Source organism: Aliirhizobium cellulosilyticum (assembly GCF_014198105.1).
Lineage (GTDB): Bacteria > Pseudomonadota > Alphaproteobacteria > Rhizobiales > Rhizobiaceae > Neorhizobium > Neorhizobium cellulosilyticum.
This window is the reverse complement of the sequence record NZ_JACIGW010000003.1, coordinates 389417-411316: the sequence shown is the minus strand read 5'-3', so window position 1 is coordinate 411316 and position 21900 is coordinate 389417. Positions and strand designations below refer to the sequence as shown.

The window sequence follows — 21900 nt, the reverse complement described above, 5'->3', positions numbered from 1 at the left end:
CCAGTCTAATAAATTGCATGCAATTATATATTGAGTTTGCATTCGTTCTGATTTAGCATGAAGGCAAGCTGATAGAGAAAGCGCCAAAAGCCACCTTCAGCAGCCGGTTTTAACGCCATGCATTCCAGTCCCAAGCATCGTCTTGTGAGAATTGCATGCAATCCGAGGGGAATTATCAATGCGTTTATCGAGAATTCTGGTGGGGGGCGTTGCGCTTCTTGCTCTTGCGATGCCGGCCACTGCCGGAACGTTGAAATGGGGTGCCTCGCGCGATATCAGCTCGCTCGATCCCTATTCCTACGGCGACAGTTTTGCGCTTGGCGTCCTCAACCACGCTTATGAGGGGCTGGTCCGTTATGATCGCAATCTCAAGATCGAGCCGGCGCTCGCCACCTCCTGGGAAATCGTCTCGCCGACGACATGGCGGTTCAAGCTGCGGGAAGGCGTGAAGTTCCACAACGGCGCCGATTTCACGGCTGAAGATGTGCAGGCATCCCTGAAGCGTGCCTCGGACCCGAAGTCGCCGCTGCGCGGCAATATTCCGGCCTATAAGGGCTCCCGCGTCATCGATGCACACACGATCGAGATCGATGTCTCGGCCAATTACCCGCTTCTGCCGAATGACCTTACAACCATCTACATCTTCGATGCGGGCTGGCTGAAGGACAATAATGCCGAAGCGCCGACCGATGTCGGATCCGGCACCGAAGGTTATGCCACCTACAATGAAAACGGCACCGGACCGTTCAAGCTCGAAAGCCGCCAGCCGGACGCAAAGACGGTCTTCACCAAATTCGACGGCTGGTGGGACAAGCCTGAACACAATATCGACCGGATCGAGCTGACCCCGATTGCCTCGCCGGCAACTCGTGTTGCTGCCCTTCTGGCCGGCGATATCGATTTCACCGACCAGGCGCCGGTGCAGGATCTGCCGCGGCTTGCCGCTTCGCCCGAGGTCAAGGTGCTGGAAGGCACTGACCTTCGCACCGTAATGATCGGTTTTTCCCAGCGTGATCAGCTTCTGTCCGGTGCTGCAAACCCGATGAAGGATCTGCGCGTTCGCCAGGCGATGCAGCTCGCCATCGATCTCGATCTCATCAACAAGAAGGTGATGCGCGGAAAATCGCGCAATGCCGGCGCGCTCGTGGCCCCGCAGATCCCCGGTTATGACGCAGCACTCGATACGCCGGTCAAGGCCGATCCGGAGAAGGCCAAGGCTCTGCTGAAGGAAGCAGGTGCGGAAGGTTTCGAATTCGAGTTCAACTGTGCCGACAGCCTCGTCAACGAGGAGCAGATCTGCCAGGCGGTTGCTTCCATGTGGTCGCGCGTCGGCCTGAAGCCCAAACTGGACCAGGGCACCCGTGCGGTTCAGACACCGAAGCGCTCGTCCGGCAAGGTCGATGTCTACACGCTCGGCTGGGCGACCCTGCCCATGCTCGACACCTACAGCCTCACCTCGCAGGTTCTTCATACGAAGGAAGGCTCGTTCGGCATCTTCAACTGGGGCGGCTGGTCCGACAAGGAATTCGACAAGGTAACCGAGGCTTCCGCCGTCGAACTGGACCAGACCAAGCGTCTGGCGATGGAAGCTCAATCGCTGAAGATCGCCAAGGACCATGCCCTGATGATCCCGCTGCATCAGCAGCCGCTTGCCTGGGCGACAACCGCGAAGATCAAGGATTTCCCGCTCTTCTCGGACAACCTTCCCCGCCTCTGGCTGGTGAAGATGTAAGTCGCCATGCCCCTTGCCGTCGATCACACCGGCAAGGGGTACCCTTCGCTTTTCTGAAACCAGGGACGCCGCGACCATGATCGCCTTCCTCGTAAAACGCGTCGGCAACGCCATCCTTGTCATGCTGACCGTCGCCTTTTTCGCCTTCCTGATCTTCCGTTTCCTCGGCGATCCCGTCGAGATGATGGTGAATGAAAGCGCCACCCAGGTGGAGCGCGACGAGTTGCGCAGCCGTCTCGGCCTGAATGACGGATTTCTGGTGCAATATCTGCGTTTCGTCACCAATGCCGCTCAGGGTGAATTCGGCCTTTCCTGGCGCAATCAGCAGAATGTCATCACCCTGATCGGCGAGCGTTTTCCGGCAACTTTCGAACTCGTCATCATCGCCACCATCCTATCGCTGGCGATCGGCATTCCGCTCGGCGTCTTCACCGCGATCGGCCGCGGGCGCTGGTGGGCTGAAGGCCTGCAGTTTTCCTCCATCGTCGGTGTCTCGCTGCCGAGTTTCTTCGTCGGCATCATCCTGATCCTTGCCTTTTCCGTCAGCCTAGGCTGGTTGCCGGGTTATGGTCGCGGCGAGGTCGTGCAGCTCGGCTGGTGGTCGACTGGACTGCTGACGCCCTCCGGCCGTGCCGCAATCGTGCTGCCTGCGCTGTCCCTGTCGCTTTTCCAGATCACGCTGGTTATGCGCCTCGTCCGCGCCGAAATGTTGGAAATATTGCGGGCCGATTTCATCAAGTTCGCCCGTGCCCGCGGGGTGAAGCGCCGGGCACTCTGGTTTCGCCATGCCTTGAAAAACTGTCTCATGCCGGTGGTTACGCTGACCGCCATGCAGGTGGGCAACCTGATTGCCTTTGCGCTCGTCACGGAAACCGTCTTCCAGTGGCCCGGCATGGGCATGCTGTTCATGCAGGCCGTCACCTTCGTCGATATCCCCATCATGGCGGCCTATCTCTGCATCGTATCCTTCATCTTCGTGACGTTGAACACGTTCGTCGACATTGCCTACGCGCTGATCGACCCGCGCCTGCGCGCTGCGTGACGGGAGACAATCATGACACCCTTGATCAATACTGCTGAACAGACTGCGAAACGGGCCCCCCGCTCCGCTCCCTTCTGGCTCTCCCGTCTGCGGGAATCCGATTTGTGGTGGAGTTTCACGCACCACCCTTCCGCCGTCGGAGCCGCAATCCTCTTGCTGCTTCTCATCGGTTCGGCATTCTTCGCGCCCCTGATCACCGTCCAGAATCCTTACGATCTCGCCTCGCTCGACCTGCTCAACGCCGAGATCCCGCCGATCTGGATGGAGGACGGCCAGTGGCCGTTCATCCTTGGAACCGACACGCAGGGCCGCGACCTGTTGTCGGCCATTCTTTATGGCTCGCGGGCGTCGATCGTCATCGGCGCCGCTTCCGTCGCGGTATCGCTGATCGTCGGCTCGACGCTCGGGCTGGTCGCCGGCTATTACGGCAAATGGGCGGATGGCCTGCTGATGCGGGCCGGAGACGTTCTCCTGTCGATGCCGACCATGCTGATCGCCATCCTCGTCTCGGCGCTCGCACGGCAGGCCTTGCCGCCATCCTTGCGTGAGGTCGGCGCTTCCGGTGTTATCGTGCTCGCGATATCACTTTCCGCCTGGGTGCAATATGCCCGCACCGTCCGGGCGCTGACCATGGTCGAGCGCAACAAGGAATATGTGCAGGCGGCAAGGCTGATCCGCGTGCCGACATGGCGCATCCTGATCAAGCATATCCTGCCCAACACCACCACGCCGCTTCTGGTGACCGCGACGCTGAATTTCGGCCTCGGCATCCTGATCGAGGCGACGCTTTCCTTCCTCGGCGTCGGCATGCCGCCGGAACAACCGTCGCTCGGCACCCTGATCCGCATCGGCAATCAGTTCCTGTTTTCCGGACAGTGGTGGATCGTGCTTTTCCCCGGCCTGCAACTCTGTCTGCTGGTCGTCTCGATCAACGTGCTGGGCGACTGGCTGCGTGACGCTCTCAATCCCAAACTGCGCTGAGGCATATCCATGAGTGATCTTCTGATTAAGAACGCAAGACCCATGGGGGGCGAGGCGTCCGACATCCTGATCAGGGACGGCCTTATTGCCGCGATCGGACCGGGACTTGCCGACGAAGGCATTGCAACGGAGGACGCCGGTGGCCGCATCGCCATTCCGGGCCTGGTCGATGCGCATACCCATCTCGACAAGTCGCTGCTTGGTTATCCCTGGTATGTCAACGAGGTCGGCCCGCGGCTGATCGACAAGATCGACAACGAGCGCAAGGTGAAACGCGACTACGGGCTTGATGCCCATGTCCAGTCCATGCGCCAGTCGCTGCAGTCTGTCGGCTACGGCACGACGCTGATCCGTACCCATGTGGATATCGACACCGATCAGGGGCTGGTCGCGCTCGAAGGCGTGATGGAAACGCGTCGCCAGCTTGCCGGTGTCGTCGAGATCGAGATCGTCGCCTTCCCACAATCCGGCCTGCTGCGTCGGCCCGGTACGGTCGAACTGCTCGATCAGGCGATGGCGATGGGCGCGGATCTCGTCGGCGGCCTCGACCCTTGCGGCATGGACCGCGACCCGAAGGGACATCTCGACACGATCTTCGCGCTGGCGGAAAAATACGGCAAGGGCATCGATATCCATCTGCATGAAGGCGGCGAACTCGGGGCCTTTTCGATGGAGCTGATCTTCGAGCGTATTCGGGCTTTCGGCATGCAGGGCAAGGTGGCCGTCAGCCACGCCTTCTGCCTCGGGATGCCCGACTGGAACGTGAGCCAGGGACTGATCGATACCTGCGCCGAACTCGACGTGCCGATCCTGACCACCGCGCCGCCGTCGCGCGAAGTCCCGTCGCTCAAGCGGTTGCGTGCTGCCGGCGTGCGTTTCGGCGCGGGCGTCGACGGTTTTCGCGACACATGGGGGCCTTATGGCAATGGCGACATGCTGGAGCGCGCCATGCTGCTCGGCATGAAGAACAATCTGCGCCGCGACGATGAATTGCTGATGGCGCTTGATGTCTGCACGACAGGCGGCGCGCTGGCGATGGACCGTGCCAACCATGTGCTGGCTGTCGGCGGGCGTGGCGATGTGGTCATCGTCGAGGGCGAGAGTGTCGGTGAGGCGATCGTCACCCACCAGCCGCGCAAGCTTGTCGTGACGACCAGCAATGTCGTTGCCCGTGACGGGAAGAGCCTGCGGGAACGGCCATGATCAGAGACAGAAACTGGTCCGTCCTTCCGCTCGGAAAACGGCCGCCCGGCCGGTGGGCGCTGAAGGCTCGCTACATCGTTGCCGATTTTCCCGAAGGCCGGCGGCTCGTCGAAGGTGGCGAAGCGGTGATCGAGAATGATCGCGTCATCTGGATCGGCAAACGGTTCGAGGGCGAAGTTGCGGCACGTTACGATATGGGCGACGCCCTGATCGGCCCCGGCTTCGTCGATCTCGATGCGCTGTCTGACCTCGACACGACCGTTCTGGGCATGGACAACCAGCCAGGCTGGAAGAAAGGCCGTGTCTGGCCGACGGATTACGCAGCGCGGGCTTATGAAATGTACAGCCCGCAAGAGCTTGCCTTTCAGAAGCGTTATGCTTTTGCGCAGCTTCTTCTGAACGGCATTACTTCGGCTCTGCCGATTGCATCGCTCTTCTACCGCGCCTGGGGCGAGACGGTGGCGGAATTCGAGGCGGCGGCGGTGGCAGCCGAGGAACTCGGCCTGCGCGTCTGGCTCGGGCCTGCCTATCGCAGCGGCGGCGTGATCGTCGATGAGACGGGCGCGATGCAGCCGATCTTCGACGAGGAGCGGGGGCTGGCGGAACTGGATGTCGCCGCGGCTTTTGCAGGCCGTATCCACGGAACCGCCGGTGGCTTGCTCTCCGGGATGTTCGCCCCCGACCGTGTAGAGACCTGTACCGAGACCCTGTTGCGCCGCACATTCGCCCATGCCGGGGAGCTGGGTCTTCCGGTTCGCCTGCATATGGCACAGGGCGAAATGGAACTGCAGACCGTTCGGCGCCTGCATGGGGTCACCGCGCCGGAAAGGCTGGATGGCCTTGGCCTGCTCTCCTCACGCCTGATAGCACCGCATGCGACCGTCGCCACGAACGACGATCTTGCCCGCTATGCCGCAAACGGCGTCACGGTCGCCCATTGCCCGCTGGTTTCGGCCCGGCATGGTTCTGCGCTCAAGTCCTTCTCGAAGCTGAAGGCGATGGGTATCCGCATCGGGATGGGCACCGACACCGCGCCGCCGGACATGGTGCTGAACATGGCGGTCGGCCTGATGGCAAACCGCATTGCCGAAGGGCGTGGCGATGCCGGATCTGCCGCGGACTTCTACGACGCTGCGACGATCGCAGGTGCCGACGCTCTCAAACGCCCCGATCTAGGTCGGCTTGCCATCGGCTCCAAAGCAGATATCGCCGTCTTCGACATGGCCGACCGGATGATCGCACCGCGCATCGATCCGATCCAGACGCTCGTCTATGGCGCGACCGGGCGCGTCACCCGCGCCACCATCGTCGATGGTCGCCTGTCGATGCGTGACGGGCAGGTTGCCGGCATCGATCTTTCGGCGGCTCGCGATCAGGCACAGGCGCAGTTCGACAGGCTTGTGAAGCGTTATCCCGAACGCACTTACGGGCATCCGCCGGTCGAGACGATCTTTCCTCCAAGCTATCCACTGCATCTCAGCCAAAGCGAGGTTGCGTCATGAGCATTTCCTGCCACCCACCAGCCTCCGATGCGCTCGCGCTGGATGTTCGCGGCCTGTCCGTCGAATTCCCGACCCGCAAGGGAGTACTCACCGCACTCTCCGATGTTTCGTTGACGATCAAACGCGGCGAAATTCTCGGTGTCGTCGGCGAATCCGGCGCGGGCAAATCGATGACAGGCATGGCCGTTCTCGGCCTGCTCGAACCGCCCGGCCGTGTGGCTTCCGGCGAAATTCGCATCGGTGGTAAGCGCACGGACAATCTCGGCGAAGCGGAAATGGCATCGATCCGCGGCAGCATGGTCGGTGCGATCTTTCAGGATCCGCTCACCTCGCTCAATCCGCTGTTCTCCGTCGGCCAGCAGTTGATCGAGACCGTCCGGCTGCATTCCAGCCGAAGCCGCACGGAAGCGCGCGCCCAGGCGATCGCCTTGCTGAAACAGGTCGGTATTCCCGGCGCGGATGAGCGGATCGATCACTATCCGCACCAGTTTTCCGGCGGCATGCGCCAGCGTGTCGTCATCGCACTGGCGCTTGCGGGCAATCCGCAACTGATCATCGCCGACGAACCGACAACGGCGCTCGACGTTTCGATCCAGGCGCAGATTACCGCATTGCTGCGCAGGCTTTGCCGTGAGCACGGCACGGGCGTCATGCTGGTGACGCACGACATGGGCGTGATTGCGGAAACCGCCGACCGTGTGGCCGTGATGTATGCCGGGCGCGTCATCGAGATCGGTCCGGTCGAAGAGGTGCTGAGCCGACCGAAACATCCCTATACGCGCGGCCTGATGGGCTCGATCCCGGCACTTGGCGCCCGTGTCGAGCGTCTTGCCCAGATCGACGGTGCAATGCCGCGGCTGAATGCCATTCCCACCGGTTGCGCTTTCAATCCGCGCTGTCTTGAAGCCGGGTCGCGGTGCCGGCAGGTCCGCCCCGTGATGGTTGCCGAAGGGCAGGGCAGTGTTGCCTGTCTCGTTCATGATGGAGGTGTTCAGTGAGAAGCGCAAACAACGCCCTGGAAGTCGATCAGCTCTCCCGCATTTTCGATGTCTCCGCGCCCTGGCTCAACCGGGTGATCGACCGCAAGCCGAAGCGTTACCTGCGCGCCGTGCAGGATGTCACCTTCACGGTCGAGAAGGGGAAATGCCTCGCACTTGTCGGTGAATCCGGCTGCGGCAAGTCCACGGTCGCGCGACTGGTCACCGGGCTTTATGCACCGAGCGAAGGCGCAATCCTTTTTGCACCCGCAGTCAAGGGCAGGGGGCGCGGCAAGCCGATGGAAGCACAGATGATCTTCCAGGATCCGCATGCGAGCCTCAATCCGCGCTGGCGTGTCGGCGATATCATCGCCGAGCCGATTCGCGAATTCGGCCTGCGCAGTGGCGCTGACGTGATCGAGGCGCGTGTCGCCGAACTGTTGCGCACGGTCGGCCTTTCTGCGGATGATGCGAAACGGTATCCGCACGAATTTTCCGGCGGACAGCGTCAACGCATCTCGATCGCCCGGGCGCTCGCCAGCGAACCGGAATTCCTCGTCTGCGACGAGCCGACCTCTGCACTCGACGTCTCGGTGCAGGCGCAGATCCTCAACCTGATGCGCCGCCTGCAGGACGAACTTGGCCTCACCTATCTCTTCATCAGCCACAACCTTGCCGTCGTGCGGCATATGGCGGACCGGATCGCGGTCATGTATCTCGGCCGGATCGTCGAGGAGGCCGATACCGAGGCGCTTTTTGCCGATCCGCAACACCCCTATACGCGACTGCTGCTCCAGACGATCCCGGATGTTGCGGCTCCCAATCGCGACCGGGAACTGATGGGCGGCGAACCACCAAGCCCGCTTGATCCGCCAAAGGGTTGTGCGTTTCATCCGCGCTGTCCGATGGCGACGGATATTTGCAGCAAGGCGGCGCCCGAGGTTCGGGTACGCAAGGGCGGCGGTTTGGTTGCCTGTCATCTGGCGCCAGCCGTCTGAATCCTTCAACGACCAAGATTTTCAGGAAATACCCGATCATGACCAAGACGATATTCACCAATGCGAAGCTTGCCGATGGGACGCTGCACGATATTCATGTCGAGAACGGCCGGATAACCGGTATCCAGCCGGCGACCGAGGCATCCGCTTCAGGCATTGTCGTCGATATCGCAGGGGATCTGCTCGTTCCGGGTTTCGTCGAAGGTCACATCCATCTGGATACGAGCTTCTACGGCGGAAAATGGGTGCCGCATCGTCCCTGCACCAACGGTTTCGACGTGCATGAACGGGTCGCCTTCCAGGCCGAAAACATGGCGAAAGCGGAGCCGATGGCCGAGCGTGCGATAAAGCAGCTCGAACTTTGCGTTTCACACGGCACGTTGCAGATGCGCAGCCATGTCATGGTCGATGGTTCTATCGGGTTGAAATCGCTGGAGACCATCCTGGCGGTGAGGGAGCAATACAGGGATGTCATCGATATCCAGCTCGTCGCCTTTCCGCAGAGCGGCATTCTGAAAAGCCCCGGCACTCCGGAGCTTCTCGACGAGGCCATCGGCCTCGGCGCAGACCTGATCGGCGGGCTGGACCCGGCTAGTTTCGACCGCGATGTCAGCGCCAATCTCGACGTCGTCTTCGGCATAGCCGAAAAACGCGGCGTCGATGCGGATATCCATCTGCACGAAGGCGGCACGATGGGGGCATTCACCATCGAGGAAATCTGCGCACGGACAGAAGCGCTCGGCATGCAGGGCCACGTCTCGATCAGTCACGCCTATGGTCTCGGCGATCTTCCAGTCGATGCCGCGCGCAAGATCGCCGCAAGGATTGCCAGAAGCGGTATCTCGATCATGACCAATGCGCCGGGGCATCACAGCTTTCCGCCGGTCGCGCTGCTGCGCTCGGAAGGCGTCAACGTTTTCAGCGGCAGCGACAATATCCGCGATAGCTGGTGGCCTTATGGCGATGGCGACATGCTGCGCCGGGCAGAAATCATCGGTTACCGCTCCGGCTTTTTTACCGACGCGGAACTGCAGGCGGCCTTCGATATCGTCACCACGGCGGGCGCCAAGGCGCTCAGGCTCGATGGTTACGGGATCGAAGTCGGCGCCAAGGCTGATTTCGTTGCGATCGCCGCCGAACATGTTGCGGAAGCGGTCGTCGGCTTCCCCGGAAATCGCAAAGTATTCAAACAGGGGCGCCTGGTGGCCGACCAAGGCCAAGTCAGGCAAAAGTAACTAGCATAAAATCGCGTTTCGACCGAGAGCCTCGCCCAACGTCATGGTTGGCGGCCTCGGTTGGAGCGGTAGAAGAAAATCATGGCAGTCCAAAGCTATTTCCGTATAGCGAAGAGCGGGCTTGTGACTGGCAGTCGAGATTTCACCGAGTGCCAGTACGCCACCGCATCGATAAAATACCGCATCCTTGCCATTCGGAAAATGTCCGTCAAGTTCCAGAAGGGCTGAGCGATTGCTGCTGCCCTTGTTTTCTTTGCAATTGATCAAAACGGCGAAATTGCTGTCGATTCGATAGCTGGCCTTGTTGATGGCTGCGAGGTTTCTCTCCGATCGCAGGCCTGGCAGAGTAGGCTTTACGTCCCCTCGCTTTGTCAGAAGAGGTGATCTCATTTGTAATTTAGTTCTATATTATTGTTGACATATAAGCGTTTTTTTATGGTATAAAGATTACAACATAAGTGGGCGGAGACATATGTTAGCCATTCTCGCGGACGATTTGACAGGTGCGCTCGACTCTGCAGCCCCTTTTGCCGGGCGTGGTCTTCGTACGGAAGTCGCGCTCGACCGGGATGCAATCTCTGGTGTCGTTGGGGACCGCCCAGACGTTTTGTCGATCAATCTTAATACGCGGGAAATTGATTCAGATAAGGCTCGTGCTGTAACGACTGCGGTCATTGCTCTGCTGCCGAAGGGGACAAAACTTTTCAAGAAGGTCGACTCCCGCTTGAAGGGCAATATTGTCGCCGAGTTGGATGCTACCCCCTTCAAGAAAGCTCTCGTCGCGCCGGCGATCCCGGAATTTGACCGTATCGTGGAGGATGGGCGCGTCTCCGGTTTCGGCATAGAGACACCGATCGTGATTGCCGATCGGCTGGGCGCCCATGCTGCCTGCGCCCGCATTCCGAATACCCGCACGCCGGCCGATATGGATGCCATTCTGGCTGAGGCGCAGAGCGACGGCACGGACCTGTTGGTCGGAGCTCGTGGCCTTGCCGAAGCGCTTGCTCGACGCATGACCGCCGGAGCCGAGGCACGTGCGGCAGCCATTCCCTCCGGCCGGATTGCTTTCGTTATCGGCTCGCGCGATCCGATAACGCTTAGGCAGATAGAAATTCTGCGCCATGAACACAGGTTGAATTATCTGCCTGCGCCCAACGGTCATCTCGACGCGGCAACCGATACCGGATCTGACTTGACGCTGGTTCAGGCAACGTCGGGTACCGACGATGTAAACCCTCAGCTTGTCTCAGAAGCTCTGGCGGACGGTCTGAAGCGGAATTTCGCCGATTACGAAGGCATACTGCTTCTCTCTGGTGGCGCGACTGCGGAAGCCGTGCTGCGCAGGTTCGGTCTTTCGCGGATGCGCCTGCATGGTGAATGTATGCCGGGCCTGGGTATTGCTTCAGCCGAGGGGCGCTGCATTATCGCCAAATCGGGTGGGTTCGGTCAGCCCGATACGTTGAAACAGATTGCAGATACTGTCCTGCAGAAAGCAGGTTGATGATGGGATTGGAAACAGGAACAGCTCGCAAAGGTCTCGCTGACGTCGTTTTCGAGCGTATGCTGCGTGCGATCAAGTCCGGTGCCTACAAGCCGGATGAGCGTCTGCCGACGGAACATGATCTCGCCGCCGAATTCGAGGTTTCCCGCCCGGTTATCCGCGAGGCATTGAAGCGCTTGCGCGACCAGAGCCTGATCTATTCCCGCCGCGGGGCGGGTAGTTTTGTCCGCTCGATGGGTCTGAGAAATCCGCTCGGTTTTGGCCAGTTGGAAAATGTCGCCGATCTTCTGAATTGTTACGAATTCCGCCTGACACTGGAGCCGGCTGCAGCAGCTGCCGCCGCAACGCGGCATGATGCCGAAAGCCTGAAGGCGATCCGCCAGGCGCTGGAACTGCTGCGTGACGCGACAAACCGCCAGTCACATCGCGAAGACGCAGATTTTCAGTTCCATCTCGCAATCGCCCGCGCCGCCCAGAACAATTATTTCTCCACCGCCATGGAGGCGTTGAAGGACCATATTGCCGTTGGAATGAAGTTCCATGGCGCCTCGATCAAGCGGGAGGCGTCTGGCTTGTCCCGCGTGTTTGGCGAACATGAGGCTATCGCCACTGCGATTGCCAGTCGTGACGAGAATGAAGCGCGGCGGCTGATGCTTGAACATCTGAAGGGCTCGCGCGAGAGGCTTTTCCAGTCATCTCATAAGTAGGGTGGGAGAGATCGAAAATAGCTCTCTCAAGTCTATACCGCAGCGATATCAGACAAAAGAGGTGGCGCGAGCTATCGCGCCACCTCTCCTCCTCCAGCGGCCTGTGATCAGAAGCTGGCCCTGTAGATCCCTAGAACGTCGTTAACGCTCATATCGACCGGGTTATTGTCCATCAGTCGGCGAATGGCGTGGGCATCCGCGGCAAAGCGGGGCAAATCAGCTTCGGCGGCGCCGTGTTTGGCGAGAGACATCTGGATGCCAAGATCAGCGCAGAAGCCATGTGCCGCACTGCTCAGGTCGGCCTGTGAAAGGTTCTTGCCGAGGCCGAGTGCCTCAGCAACTTCTGCCGTCTTGTCCCTCATGACCGGTTGGTTGAAGGCGAGGACGTGCGGAAACACGATGGCGTTGGCGAGCCCATGCGGCAGATGCAAAAGCGTCCCGAGCGGATAGGCAATGGCATGACCTGCCGCCGTGTTGACCGGGCCAAGGCAAATGCCGCCGTAATAGGACGCGAGCATCAGCCCTTCGCGGGCTTCTCGGTCCGATCCATCCTTGACCGCACGTGCCAGGAATTTGCCGACAAGATGAAAGCCCATGCGGGCAAAACCGTCGATCATCGGATGGGCGCGTCTGTTGGTGAATGCCTCGACGCAATGCGCCATGGCATCGACGCCGGTGGCCGCCGTTACGGCCGGCGGCACCGAATAGGTCAATTCCGGGTCTAGCACCGCCAGATCGGCGATCAGATGCGGGCTTTCGACCGCGATCTTGCTGCCCTTGACCGGGTCGGTAATCAGCGAGCGGATACCGGCTTCCGAACCGGTGCCGGCTGTCGTTGCCACCTGCGCCAGCCGGGTCTTGCGGCCGGTAACCTTGTTAGGCCCGGCAACGTCGGCAAGCGTCTGATCGCCATCCCAAAGGGCGGCCACCAGTTTGGCGACGTCCATGACGGAGCCGCCGCCGAGACCGACAACGAGATCCGGTTTGGCTGCGCGTGCCGCGGCCAGTGACGCCTCAAGCGTGGCGATTTCCGGCTCGCCCGGAATGGCATCGAACACGGATATTTTGCCTGGCAGTTTAAGGCGATCGACAAAGGCGACAGTGATCGGCGTCGCGATCACCAGCGTCGAGGATACGTCGCCGGCCCATGGCCCAACTTCGCCAATTGTGCCAGCGCCAACGAGAAGTCTTTTCGGCTGATGCAGGGTGATAACGGGAGCGCTGCTCATGCCTGTTCTCCTTTGCCGCCGTTCACCAATTTGCGGGCATAGGCTATGGCCGAGAGCATGTTGCCGTGGTTGGCAATGCCCTTGCCGGCAATGTCAAAGGCCGTTCCGTGATCGACCGAAGTACGGTCAATCGGCAAATCGACGGAGACATTCACGGCAGTATCGAAGGCAACAAGCTTGATCGGGATATGACCCTGGTCGTGATATTGCGCGACCACGAGATCGAATGCGCCGGAATAGGCGCGGTGGAATACAGTGTCGGCGGAAATCGGCCCATAGGCATCGATGCCTTCGGCACGCGCTGCTGCAACGGCCGGTGCGATCTGGTCATCGTCTTCAGTGCCGAAAAGGCCGTTTTCGCCGCAATGCGGATTGATGCCGGCAATCGCGATGCGGGGAGCGGCATAACCGGTGCGCTTCAGGTGGTCATTGCCGGCCTTGATCGTTGCCAGTACCCGTTCGGTCGTGGCGCGGCGGATGGCTTCCTGTAGCGAGACGTGCGTGGAAACGTGGATGACCTTCAGCTTTTCCGATGCCAGCAGCATATAGGCCGCCGCTGATTTGGTCAGGCTTCGCAGCATGCCCGTATGGCCATCGTAATGGTGGCCGGCAAGGTTGAGTGCTTCCTTGTTGATGGGGGCTGTAACGACGCAGCCGATCACTCCGGCTTCCGCATCTCGCACCGCTTTTTCGATGAAACGGAAAGCTGCGTCGCCGGCGACCGGCGACAGCGTGCCCCATGGAAGCGGCGCACCTTCGATAGGGAGGTCAACGACATAAGGTTTGAGATCGATATCGACATTCAGTGCCTCACGGGCCGCTTCCAGCGTTGGCAGGTTGCCGTAGATGCGGGTGGCGGCGCGGTCCGCATCGTCCATTTCGGCCAGCGCCCGCACCGTGATTTCCGGTCCGACGCCGCAGGGGTCACCCATGGTGATACCGATGATATTGCTCATGATTATTCTCCCGCTTCTGCACTCGAACTGGCATTGGCCCAGCCCGGAGCTAGACGAACATATTTGATGGCGCGCCTGTAATAGGTGTAGGCGATGTGGAGGCTGCCGTCTGGTCCTTCCAGCAGCCACGGATAGGACATTTCCTTGTTGTGGCCGTCGATGGAATTGTTCGACATGCAGGTGCCAGCACCATCTTCAATCACGATCCGTTGTGAAAAACTTCTGGCGCCGTCAGCCGAAATGCAGACGGAAACCGGAGCGCGTGGCACGCCCCAGATGGGCACGCAGCCGCCATCCGGGTTGGCATCCGGCCGGTCGTCTTCTTCGCCCAACTCATCGTAAAGCGACGCGCGGCGATCCGCGGACATTTCCGCATTGGTCGGGTTGCAGATCATTGCGATCCGGCCGTCTTGCAGGCGGATCGCTGCAATTGAAGAATTGTTGTTTGGCACATCGGTTGCCTGCGGCGCGGACCAAGTGCGGCCGCCGTCGCCACTTTCCGTGCGATAGACGGAATCGGCCTGGCGGCGGCGGAATACTGCCGCCAGTTTATTCTCGCCGATCAAGACAGGGCTCATATGTACGCAACCTGTCGACTGGTCGATATCCTCCAGTCGCCATGTCTTCCCGCCATCTTCAGAGATGCCGACAGCGGCACGGTCATGGCTGCCATTCCACTTTTGGCCTGGACGCTGGATGCAGCGGAAGATCGGCAAAAGCCACGCGCCATCATCGCGTACCACCAGAGGAGCGCGAACGAAACAGCCGCGCGGCAGATCGAGATATTGTCCCTCGCTTGCCGTCAGCTTGGTCGGGTCGGAGGCATCGCGCGAAATCTCTGCCAGACGAATCCGGCATTCGTCCTGATTGCCGGATGGCTGCGAGGTGTGAAACAGGATGAGCTTGCCATCAGGTGCGGCAAACAGAACCGGATTCTGTTCGGAATGATCTGGGTCGAAGCTCAGCCGCTGCGGCTCGCCCCATTGGTCGGAGCCTTCAGGCAGGACCGAAGCAAAGATCGAGATATCCGACTTCCCTTCCAGCGTGCCGCCAAACCAGGCGCAGATAAGTGCGCCTTCATCGGTCATGTGAAGGAAGGAAGCATGGTTCTGGATCATCGGAGAGGCCAACATGGCCTCATGTCGTCCATTTCCGGCGGCGTTTACCGCGCCGTTCATAGCGGATGCAATCTGTTCAGGCGTCATCGGGGTCTCCTCTTGACCCTATGAAAATCACCCAAATAACAAAGTTGTCAAGTTTGAAAAAAAACGAAATTTGCCATTGACGACCCTATGTTGCGATACATCTGTTTGAAATTAAATCGTTTTACGAAAGTTAAGTTTGTACAAATCGATAGTTCCGAATATTTAATTTGACAAACTTATCGAGAAATCCGATGGTCGGTGCCAGCTCGATCAAGGCGATCGTTAAGGACGGAGGCATCCCGACCGACGCACAGGGCTTCAGGAGGAGTGCCTTCAGCACGCGAACGCCAATGCGCCGCGAGATGAACAGCAAACGGTGCGACATGCACCCCAGAGGGAGGAAATGACATGAAAACCTCGCATCTATTTGGAGCCGTTCTTGGCTCTGTCATGGCATTCGGTGCCGGCATTGCACCGGTTCATGCCGCGTCTACGGATATCAAGATCGTTCTGCCGGAAGAGGCAGACCTTCTCGAGCCGTGCATGGCGACCCGCTCCAATATTGGTCGCGTCATCATGGAAAACGTCAGCGAAACGCTGACCGAGCTCGATGTCCGCACCAAGAACGGTGTGATGCCTCGTCTGGCTGAAAAGTGGGAGCAAAATGCCGATGGCAGCTGGCGTTTCCATCTGCGCCAGGGCGTGAAATTTTCCGACGGCAAGGCTTTTGGCGCCAAGGATGTCAAATATAGCTTCGACCGCATTTTCAGCGACAAGAATGTCTGCGAATCCCGTCGCTATTTCGGTGGCATGAAGTTTGACGTGAAGGTCGTCGACGACAACACGATCGATTTCAAGGTTGATCCAGTCCAGCCGATCTTGCCGCTGCTCCTGTCGCTCGTCACCATAGTTCCGGAAGGCACGCCGCTAGAATTCGTTCGCGAGCCGATTGGCACCGGTCCTTACAAGCTGTCCAACTGGACGCCGGGCCAGCAGATCGTGCTTGATGCGCGTGACGATTACTGGGGCAAAAAGCCCGCCGTCACCAAGGCAACCTACGTCTTCCGCGCTGATCCTGCCGTCCGCGCCGCCATGGTTCAGGCCGGTGAAGCCGATCTCGCACCGTCGATCTCGCAGGTCGAAGCCACGAACGAGAAGACCGACTTCTCCTATCTCGACAGCGAAACGGTCTATCTGCGTATCGACGGAAACATCGCGCCGCTTAACGATGTCCGCGTCCGCAAGGCACTCAATCTGGCGATCGACCGTCAGGCGTTCCTTGGTACACTCGTGCCGCAGGATGCTGTTCTGGCAACAGCCCTTGTGCCGCCGACCACGCTCGGCTGGAACCCGGACGTCAAGGTTTTCCCGTATGATCCGGATCAGGCCAAGAAGCTGCTTGAAGAAGCCAAGGCTGCCGGCGTTCCGGTCGATACTCCGATCACAGTCGTCGCCCGTACTGCGAATTTCCCCAACGTGACGGAAATCATGGAAGCCGTCCAGGCGCAGCTGCAGGACGTTGGCTTCAAGATCGACCTGAAGTTTGTCGAAGTCGCCGAGCACGAAGTCTATTACTCGAAGCCATTCAAAGAAGGCCGTGGCCCGATCATTGTCGCTGCCATGCACGACAACTCCAAGGGTGACCCGTCCTTCACCATGTTCTTCAAGTACGACTCGAAGGGTACCCAGTCCGGTTACGCCGACCCCAAGGTCGATGATCTCATCGCCCGCGCTTCGGCCGCCACCGGTGATGAGCGTGCAAAGCTGTGGTCGCAGCTGATCGCCTATGTCCACGACGATCTTGTCGCCGACGTCCTGCTATTCCACATGGTCGGTTATTCTCGCGTATCCGAACGTCTGGACTTCAAGCCCAGCATTGCCACCAACGGGATGCTGCAGCTCTCTGAAATCGGCTTCAAGAAGTAACTACCGCCAGGCGATTTGATCGCCCTATCGAAGCGAAGTGGGCGGCAAGGCGTTCGCCGTCCATTCCAGCAAGATCGAGGTCCCAATGCTCAGATTCATCCGCAAACGCGCCCTCGCCAGCCTTATCTCGCTGATCGGGCTGCTGGTCATGGTATTCTTTCTGTCCCGCCTGACCGGCGATCCGGCATCGCTCTTTCTTCCCGTCGAAGCATCCGCCGAAATGAAGGCCGAATTCCGTGCCCTGCATGGGCTGGACCAGCCGCTTCTCGTGCAGTTTGGCCAATATGTCGGCGATGTCGTCACCGGTGATCTGGGGGAGAGCCTGCGCAAGGCCCGTCCCGCACTTGACGTCGTGCTCGAAGCCTTCACATGGACTCTGTGGCTTGCGGTCATCACCATGACGCTGGTCACAGTCTGCGCCATTGTCGTCGGTTCGCTCGCAGCCTTCCGTACCGGTGGCTTTTTCGATCGCTTTTCCTCGATGTTGTCGTTGATAGGCGCCTCCGTACCGGATTTTTGGCTGGCCATCGTCGCCATCGTTATCTTCGCCATCCAGCTTTCCTGGCTGCCGACCTCCGGTACCGGTACGCTCGCCCATTGGATCCTGCCAATCAGCGTTCTGTTCGTGCGTCCCTTCGGCATCATCGTTCAGGTGGTGCGCGGCTCGATGATTTCGGCACTCTCCTCGGCTTACGTGAAGACGGCGCGCGCCAAGGGCGTCAAATCCGGCCCGATCATCTTCGTTCATGCACTGCGCAACGCCATGTTGCCGGTCATCACCGTTATCGGCGATCAGGCGGCAAGCCTCTTGAACGGTGCTGTCATCATCGAGACGATCTTCGGGTTCCCCGGCGTCGGCAAACTGATGATCGACAGCATTCTCCAGCGTGACTTTAACGTAGTGCTTGCGGCGATCCTCGTCACCGCTTTCGCCATCTTCCTCATGAACCTCGTGATCGACCTCGCTTACGCGCTTCTCGATCCGCGCATCCGCTACTGAGGATCGACATGACCATGGCCATTCAATCTACCCACACCCCAAAAGAAACAGTCGCAGAAGAACCAAGTGCCGTTGTGCGTATGGCGCGCATGCTTTGGGCAGACAAGTTCGCCCTCTGTGCCGCAATCTTCCTCGTCTTCGTCATCGTCATGGCGATCATCGGCCCGACATGGCTCGATGAGCTTGCGACCAAACAAAACCTGCGTGGCCGTAACCTTGCGCCATTCATGTTCGACCGCGAATGGTATATGTGGCTCGGCGCCGATGCGCTTGGCCGCCCGCTCTGGCCGCGCATCATCGTCGCCACCCAGAACACCATGATGGTTGCAGCAGGTGCCGTTGTCATCTCGGCCGTCGTCGGCACGCTGCTCGGCCTTATCGCCGGTTTTGCGTCGGAACGCGTCAGCCAGGTCATCATGCGTCTGGCAGATGTCATCATGTCCTTTCCGTCGTTGCTGGTGGCCGTGATCGTTCTCTACATCCTCGGTTCGTCCATCCTCAACCTCATGCTGGTACTCGCGATCACCCGTATTCCTGTCTATCTGCGCACCACCCGAGCGGAAGTTCTGGAAATCCGCCAGCGTATGTTCGTGCAAGCCGCACGGGTCATGGGGGCGTCGTCCAACCGTATTCTCTTCCGCCATATCCTGCCGGTCGTCATCCCTACGCTGACGACGTTGATGACGCTCGATTTTGCCTATGTCATGCTGGCGGAAAGCGCGCTGTCCTTCCTCGGCATCGGCATCCAGCCGCCGGAAATCACCTGGGGCCTGATGATCTCTCAGGGCCGCCAGTACCTCACCAATGCCTGGTGGCTGTCCTTCTGGCCGGGCCTTGCGATCATCCTCACCACGCTCTCGCTCAACCTTCTGTCCAACTGGCTGCGTATCGCGCTCGACCCCGTGCAGCGCTGGCGCCTGGAAATGAAAGGACCGAAACATGGCTGATCATCTGCTCGAAGTCCGCAACCTCTCGGTCGACTTCCACACCGCATCAGGTGTCGTGCACGCCGTGCGCAACATCTCCTACCATCTCGATCGTGGCGAAACCCTCGCCATCCTCGGCGAGAGCGGTTCCGGCAAGTCGGTGTCGTCCTCGGCGATCATGAACCTGATCGACATGCCACCTGGCAAGATCTCCTCCGGGGAAATCCTGCTCGACGGCAAGGATCTCCTGACGATGAGTGGGGAGCAACGCCGCGAAGTCAACGGCCGCCGGATCGCCATGATCTTTCAGGATCCGCTCAGTCATCTCAATCCGGTCTACACGGTCGGATGGCAGATGCGCGAGGCGCTGAAAACCCACGGAATAGGCAATACGCAAGCCCAGGCCGAGGCGCTCCGCCTCTTCAAGCGCGTCGCCCTGCCTGATCCGGAACGCGCGCTCGACAAATATCCGCACGAGTTTTCCGGCGGCCAGCGCCAGCGTGTCATGATCGCCATGGCGCTTGCCCTGAAACCTGACCTTCTGATCGCCGACGAACCCACCACTGCTCTTGACGTCACGGTGCAGGCGGAAGTGCTGAACCTGCTGAAGGAACTCCAGCGCGAAACCGGCATGGGTGTGCTGATCATCACCCACGATCTTGGCGTTGTCTCCGAAGTCGCCGACCGCGTCGTCGTCATGGAAAAGGGCCAGCTGGTCGAAAGCGGCACGGTGCGCGAGGTCTATCACAATCCGCAGCACGCCTATACGAAAAAGCTGATCGCCGCCGCTCCCGGCAAGGGCGAAATGCATGAACCGGAAGCTTCCGGCGACGCCATCCTCAGCGTCAAGGACGCCCGCAAGTTTTATGGCGGTTTCGAAGCCCTGAAGGGCGTTTCCTTCGATCTCAAGGCTGGCGAGACCGTCGCTGTCGTCGGCGAAAGCGGCTCGGGAAAATCCACGCTCGCCCGTATCCTGCTGCGTCTCGAAGAAGCCGATGGCGGGACTGCAAAATGGAAGGGCAAAGACCTTTTCACCATGTCGCCGGGTGACCTGTTCAAGCTGCGCCGCGATCTGCAGATGGTGTTTCAGGACCCAACCCAGTCGCTAAACCCGCGCATGACCGTGTACCAGCTGATTTCCGAGGCCTGGGTCATCCATCCGGAAATTTTGCCCAAGGCGAAATGGCGCGAGCGTGTCGCCGAGCTGCTTGGTCAGGTCGGCCTTTCTTCCGAGCACATGGGGCGCTATCCGCACCAGTTTTCCGGCGGCCAGCGCCAGCGTATCGCCATTGCCCGCGCGCTTGCGCTTGAACCGCAACTGATAGTCTGCGACGAGGCCGTCTCGGCACTCGACGTTTCGGTTCAGGCGCAGGTGATCACGCTTCTCGATAAGCTGCGCAAGGAAATGGGCATCGCCTTCATCTTTATCGCCCACGACTTGCCGCTGGTGCGCGATTTCGCCGATTATGTGATGGTCATGCAGAAGGGCGAAGTGGTCGAATTCGGCACTGTCGCGCAGGTCTTCGACAATCCGCAAAAGCCCTACACGCAGGCCCTTCTTGCCGCCAGCCTCGATCCGGACCCGGACGTGCAGGCGGCCAACCGCAATGCCCGGCTGGCAACCGCATCCTGATTTGATTGATTCCGGAGTAGAATGATGACCAAGAAAGCTTTTGTCGCGATCGTGACATGCTTCAACGATGACGAAACCATCAATTATGAAGCGACGCGGGCGCAGGTGCGCCGTCAGGTGGCGGCCGGCAACAACATCATGTGCGCCGGCACCAATGGCGATTTCTCCGCGCTGACACACGGCGAAAAGATCAAGCTGCTCGAGGAAGTGGTCGATGAAGTCGGCGGCAAGGTCGACGTCATCGTCAATGCCGGCATGCCCGCCACGTTCGAAACTCTGCAACTGGCCAAGGAATTCGACCGTATCGGCGTCACCGGCATCGCTGTCATCACGCCCTTCTTCATCGCTTGCACGCAGGACGGCCTGATCCGCCACTTCTCCACCGTCGCTGATGCCGTCAAAACGCCGGTCTATCTCTACGACATCCCGGCTCGCACGCAGAATCACATCGAGCCGGAAACCGCCCGCAAGCTTGCAGTCCACGGCAACATCGCCGGTATCAAGGATAGTGGTGGCGCACAGGAAACGCTGGCCGCCTATCTGCAGGTTTCCGAGGACGTTGAAGGGTTCGAAGTTTATTCCGGCCCTGACCATCTGGTCCTGTGGTCGTTGCAGAACGGCGCTGCCGGCTGCATTTCAGGCTTGGGCAATGCCATGCCGGACGTTCTCGCCGGCATCGTCGGCGGCTTCAACTCCGGCAATATCGAGGAAGCCCAACGCCAGCAGGAAATCTACACTGCCTTCCGTACCGATCTTTACGCCCACGGTTTCCCGCCTGCCATGGTCAAGCGTGCGCTCTATCTTCAGGACGCTTCCGTTGGTGCCAGCCGTCAGCCAGCACTTCTCCCCAACGCTGAGCAGGACGCCAAGATCGGCGAGACACTGAAGAAGTTCGGCCTGCTCTAAGGGAGGCAATTATGTCTATTGCTGTCGCTACGACGTCGCCCGGTCGGGCGGCATGGCCGGTTGCCGCAACTGCTTGAGGAAACCGGCTGGGAAATCATCCGCTGCACCGATACAGCGCTACCAGATGGCGGCCTGCCTCGGCATATGGGAAGTCGATTTCCTGGCTTTTGCGCGGGTATCGGTCAACTCGGCGACGTTTATATGTTGGCATGATAGATTCAGTGCTGCCGCATGCCGAACGTCTTGGCCATGAGCTTCCGAAACCTTTGTAACAACGGCATATCGGCAAAGTAGGGTGACA

The 21900-nt window shown here is 59.9% G+C and carries 19 protein-coding genes; 16 read left to right on the top strand and 3 right to left on the bottom strand.

Going from position 1 to position 21900, the window contains the following annotated elements; all coding sequences use genetic code 11:
* Nucleotides 1–178 precede the first annotated feature (178 nt).
* The 11 genes from GGE33_RS16330 to GGE33_RS16280 all read left to right on the top strand — a co-directional run bounded on the left by GGE33_RS16330 (nucleotide 179) and on the right by GGE33_RS16280 (nucleotide 11878).
* The gene (locus GGE33_RS16330) at nucleotides 179–1732 is read left to right on the top strand and encodes an ABC transporter substrate-binding protein (RefSeq protein WP_394353652.1); all 1554 of its coding nucleotides are present in this window, start codon (nucleotides 179–181) and stop codon (nucleotides 1730–1732) included.
* A 76-nt stretch (nucleotides 1733–1808) separates the two neighbouring features.
* A complete protein-coding gene (locus tag GGE33_RS16325; RefSeq protein WP_183825057.1) occupies nucleotides 1809–2774 on the top strand; it encodes an ABC transporter permease in 966 nt (321 codons plus the stop codon).
* 12 nt (nucleotides 2775–2786) lie between these two features.
* Nucleotides 2787–3755 carry an ABC transporter permease gene (locus GGE33_RS16320; protein ID WP_183825054.1) on the top strand — a complete coding sequence of 323 codons (969 nt, stop codon included), beginning with the start codon at nucleotides 2787–2789 and terminating at the stop codon, nucleotides 3753–3755.
* Between the two features lie 9 nt (nucleotides 3756–3764).
* Nucleotides 3765–4958, top strand: a complete 1194-nt coding sequence (locus GGE33_RS16315; protein WP_183825051.1) for an amidohydrolase family protein — start codon at nucleotides 3765–3767, stop codon at nucleotides 4956–4958.
* The gene (locus GGE33_RS16310; protein ID WP_183825048.1) at nucleotides 4955–6460 is read left to right on the top strand and encodes an amidohydrolase family protein; all 1506 of its coding nucleotides are present in this window, start codon (nucleotides 4955–4957) and stop codon (nucleotides 6458–6460) included. The genes GGE33_RS16315 and GGE33_RS16310 overlap by 4 nt, the downstream gene beginning before the upstream one ends.
* A complete protein-coding gene (locus GGE33_RS16305) occupies nucleotides 6457–7458 on the top strand; it encodes an ABC transporter ATP-binding protein (protein ID WP_183825045.1) in 1002 nt (333 codons plus the stop codon). Before GGE33_RS16310 ends, GGE33_RS16305 begins: the two co-directional genes overlap by 4 nt.
* A complete protein-coding gene (locus GGE33_RS16300) occupies nucleotides 7455–8435 on the top strand; it encodes an oligopeptide/dipeptide ABC transporter ATP-binding protein (RefSeq protein WP_183825042.1) in 981 nt (326 codons plus the stop codon). Before GGE33_RS16305 ends, GGE33_RS16300 begins: the two co-directional genes overlap by 4 nt.
* A gap of 38 nt (nucleotides 8436–8473) precedes the next feature.
* The gene (locus tag GGE33_RS16295) at nucleotides 8474–9670 is read left to right on the top strand and encodes an amidohydrolase family protein (protein ID WP_183825040.1); all 1197 of its coding nucleotides are present in this window, start codon (nucleotides 8474–8476) and stop codon (nucleotides 9668–9670) included.
* 81 nt (nucleotides 9671–9751) lie between these two features.
* On the top strand, nucleotides 9752–9898 hold the full coding sequence (locus tag GGE33_RS16290; protein WP_183825037.1) for a hypothetical protein: 147 nt from the start codon (nucleotides 9752–9754) through the stop codon (nucleotides 9896–9898).
* A gap of 244 nt (nucleotides 9899–10142) precedes the next feature.
* Nucleotides 10143–11171, top strand: coding sequence for a four-carbon acid sugar kinase family protein (locus GGE33_RS16285; RefSeq protein ID WP_183825035.1), 1029 nt, complete (start codon nucleotides 10143–10145; stop codon nucleotides 11169–11171).
* Nucleotides 11172–11173: 2 nt separating this feature from the next.
* On the top strand, nucleotides 11174–11878 hold the full coding sequence (locus GGE33_RS16280; protein WP_148144756.1) for a FadR/GntR family transcriptional regulator: 705 nt from the start codon (nucleotides 11174–11176) through the stop codon (nucleotides 11876–11878).
* Nucleotides 11879–11985: 107 nt separating this feature from the next.
* On the opposite strand, the gene GGE33_RS16275 is transcribed toward GGE33_RS16280, so the two are convergent.
* The 3 genes from GGE33_RS16275 to GGE33_RS16265 are packed head-to-tail and all read right to left on the bottom strand — an operon-like array spanning nucleotide 11986 to nucleotide 15268.
* Complete coding sequence (locus tag GGE33_RS16275) at nucleotides 11986–13107, bottom strand: iron-containing alcohol dehydrogenase (protein WP_183825032.1); 1122 nt, start codon at nucleotides 13105–13107, stop codon at nucleotides 11986–11988.
* A complete protein-coding gene (pdxA, locus tag GGE33_RS16270) occupies nucleotides 13104–14063 on the bottom strand; it encodes a 4-hydroxythreonine-4-phosphate dehydrogenase PdxA (protein ID WP_183825029.1) in 960 nt (319 codons plus the stop codon). Before pdxA ends, GGE33_RS16275 begins: the two co-directional genes overlap by 4 nt.
* A 2-nt stretch (nucleotides 14064–14065) precedes the next feature.
* Complete coding sequence (locus GGE33_RS16265; protein WP_183825026.1) at nucleotides 14066–15268, bottom strand: sialidase family protein; 1203 nt, start codon at nucleotides 15266–15268, stop codon at nucleotides 14066–14068.
* A 348-nt stretch (nucleotides 15269–15616) separates the two neighbouring features.
* On the opposite strand from GGE33_RS16265, the gene GGE33_RS16260 reads away from it, so the two are divergent.
* The 5 genes from GGE33_RS16260 (at nucleotide 15617) to GGE33_RS16240 (ending at nucleotide 21599) form a co-directional block, all read left to right on the top strand.
* Complete coding sequence (locus tag GGE33_RS16260; RefSeq protein WP_148144631.1) at nucleotides 15617–17134, top strand: ABC transporter substrate-binding protein; 1518 nt, start codon at nucleotides 15617–15619, stop codon at nucleotides 17132–17134.
* A gap of 85 nt (nucleotides 17135–17219) precedes the next feature.
* Nucleotides 17220–18134, top strand: coding sequence for an ABC transporter permease (locus GGE33_RS16255; protein WP_183825023.1), 915 nt, complete (start codon nucleotides 17220–17222; stop codon nucleotides 18132–18134).
* Nucleotides 18135–18148: 14 nt separating this feature from the next.
* Nucleotides 18149–19081 carry an ABC transporter permease gene (locus GGE33_RS16250; RefSeq protein ID WP_183825020.1) on the top strand — a complete coding sequence of 311 codons (933 nt, stop codon included), beginning with the start codon at nucleotides 18149–18151 and terminating at the stop codon, nucleotides 19079–19081.
* A complete protein-coding gene (locus tag GGE33_RS16245) occupies nucleotides 19074–20693 on the top strand; it encodes an ABC transporter ATP-binding protein (RefSeq protein ID WP_183825017.1) in 1620 nt (539 codons plus the stop codon). Before GGE33_RS16250 ends, GGE33_RS16245 begins: the two co-directional genes overlap by 8 nt.
* A gap of 24 nt (nucleotides 20694–20717) precedes the next feature.
* The gene (locus tag GGE33_RS16240) at nucleotides 20718–21599 is read left to right on the top strand and encodes a dihydrodipicolinate synthase family protein (RefSeq protein ID WP_183825014.1); all 882 of its coding nucleotides are present in this window, start codon (nucleotides 20718–20720) and stop codon (nucleotides 21597–21599) included.
* Nucleotides 21600–21900: the final 301 nt, after the last annotated feature.

Bases quoted from the DNA above. Each gene is read 5' to 3' on its own strand.
- GGE33_RS16330 (WP_394353652.1), top strand. From the start codon at position 179: ATGCGTTTATCGAGAATTCTGGTGGGGGGCGTTGCGCTTCTTGCTCTT.
- GGE33_RS16325 (WP_183825057.1), top strand. From the start codon at position 1,809: ATGATCGCCTTCCTCGTAAAACGCGTCGGCAACGCCATCCTTGTCATG.
- GGE33_RS16320 (WP_183825054.1), top strand. From the start codon at position 2,787: ATGACACCCTTGATCAATACTGCTGAACAGACTGCGAAACGGGCCCCC.
- GGE33_RS16315 (WP_183825051.1), top strand. From the start codon at position 3,765: ATGAGTGATCTTCTGATTAAGAACGCAAGACCCATGGGGGGCGAGGCG.
- GGE33_RS16310 (WP_183825048.1), top strand. From the start codon at position 4,955: ATGATCAGAGACAGAAACTGGTCCGTCCTTCCGCTCGGAAAACGGCCG.
- GGE33_RS16305 (WP_183825045.1), top strand. From the start codon at position 6,457: ATGAGCATTTCCTGCCACCCACCAGCCTCCGATGCGCTCGCGCTGGAT.
- GGE33_RS16295 (WP_183825040.1), top strand. From the start codon at position 8,474: ATGACCAAGACGATATTCACCAATGCGAAGCTTGCCGATGGGACGCTG.
- GGE33_RS16290 (WP_183825037.1), top strand. From the start codon at position 9,752: ATGGCAGTCCAAAGCTATTTCCGTATAGCGAAGAGCGGGCTTGTGACT.
- GGE33_RS16285 (WP_183825035.1), top strand. From the start codon at position 10,143: ATGTTAGCCATTCTCGCGGACGATTTGACAGGTGCGCTCGACTCTGCA.
- GGE33_RS16280 (WP_148144756.1), top strand. From the start codon at position 11,174: ATGGGATTGGAAACAGGAACAGCTCGCAAAGGTCTCGCTGACGTCGTT.
- GGE33_RS16275 (WP_183825032.1), bottom strand. From the start codon at position 13,107: ATGAGCAGCGCTCCCGTTATCACCCTGCATCAGCCGAAAAGACTTCTC.
- pdxA (WP_183825029.1), bottom strand. From the start codon at position 14,063: ATGAGCAATATCATCGGTATCACCATGGGTGACCCCTGCGGCGTCGGA.
- GGE33_RS16265 (WP_183825026.1), bottom strand. From the start codon at position 15,268: ATGACGCCTGAACAGATTGCATCCGCTATGAACGGCGCGGTAAACGCC.
- GGE33_RS16260 (WP_148144631.1), top strand. From the start codon at position 15,617: ATGAAAACCTCGCATCTATTTGGAGCCGTTCTTGGCTCTGTCATGGCA.
- GGE33_RS16255 (WP_183825023.1), top strand. From the start codon at position 17,220: ATGCTCAGATTCATCCGCAAACGCGCCCTCGCCAGCCTTATCTCGCTG.
- GGE33_RS16250 (WP_183825020.1), top strand. From the start codon at position 18,149: ATGGCCATTCAATCTACCCACACCCCAAAAGAAACAGTCGCAGAAGAA.
- GGE33_RS16245 (WP_183825017.1), top strand. From the start codon at position 19,074: ATGGCTGATCATCTGCTCGAAGTCCGCAACCTCTCGGTCGACTTCCAC.
- GGE33_RS16240 (WP_183825014.1), top strand. From the start codon at position 20,718: ATGACCAAGAAAGCTTTTGTCGCGATCGTGACATGCTTCAACGATGAC.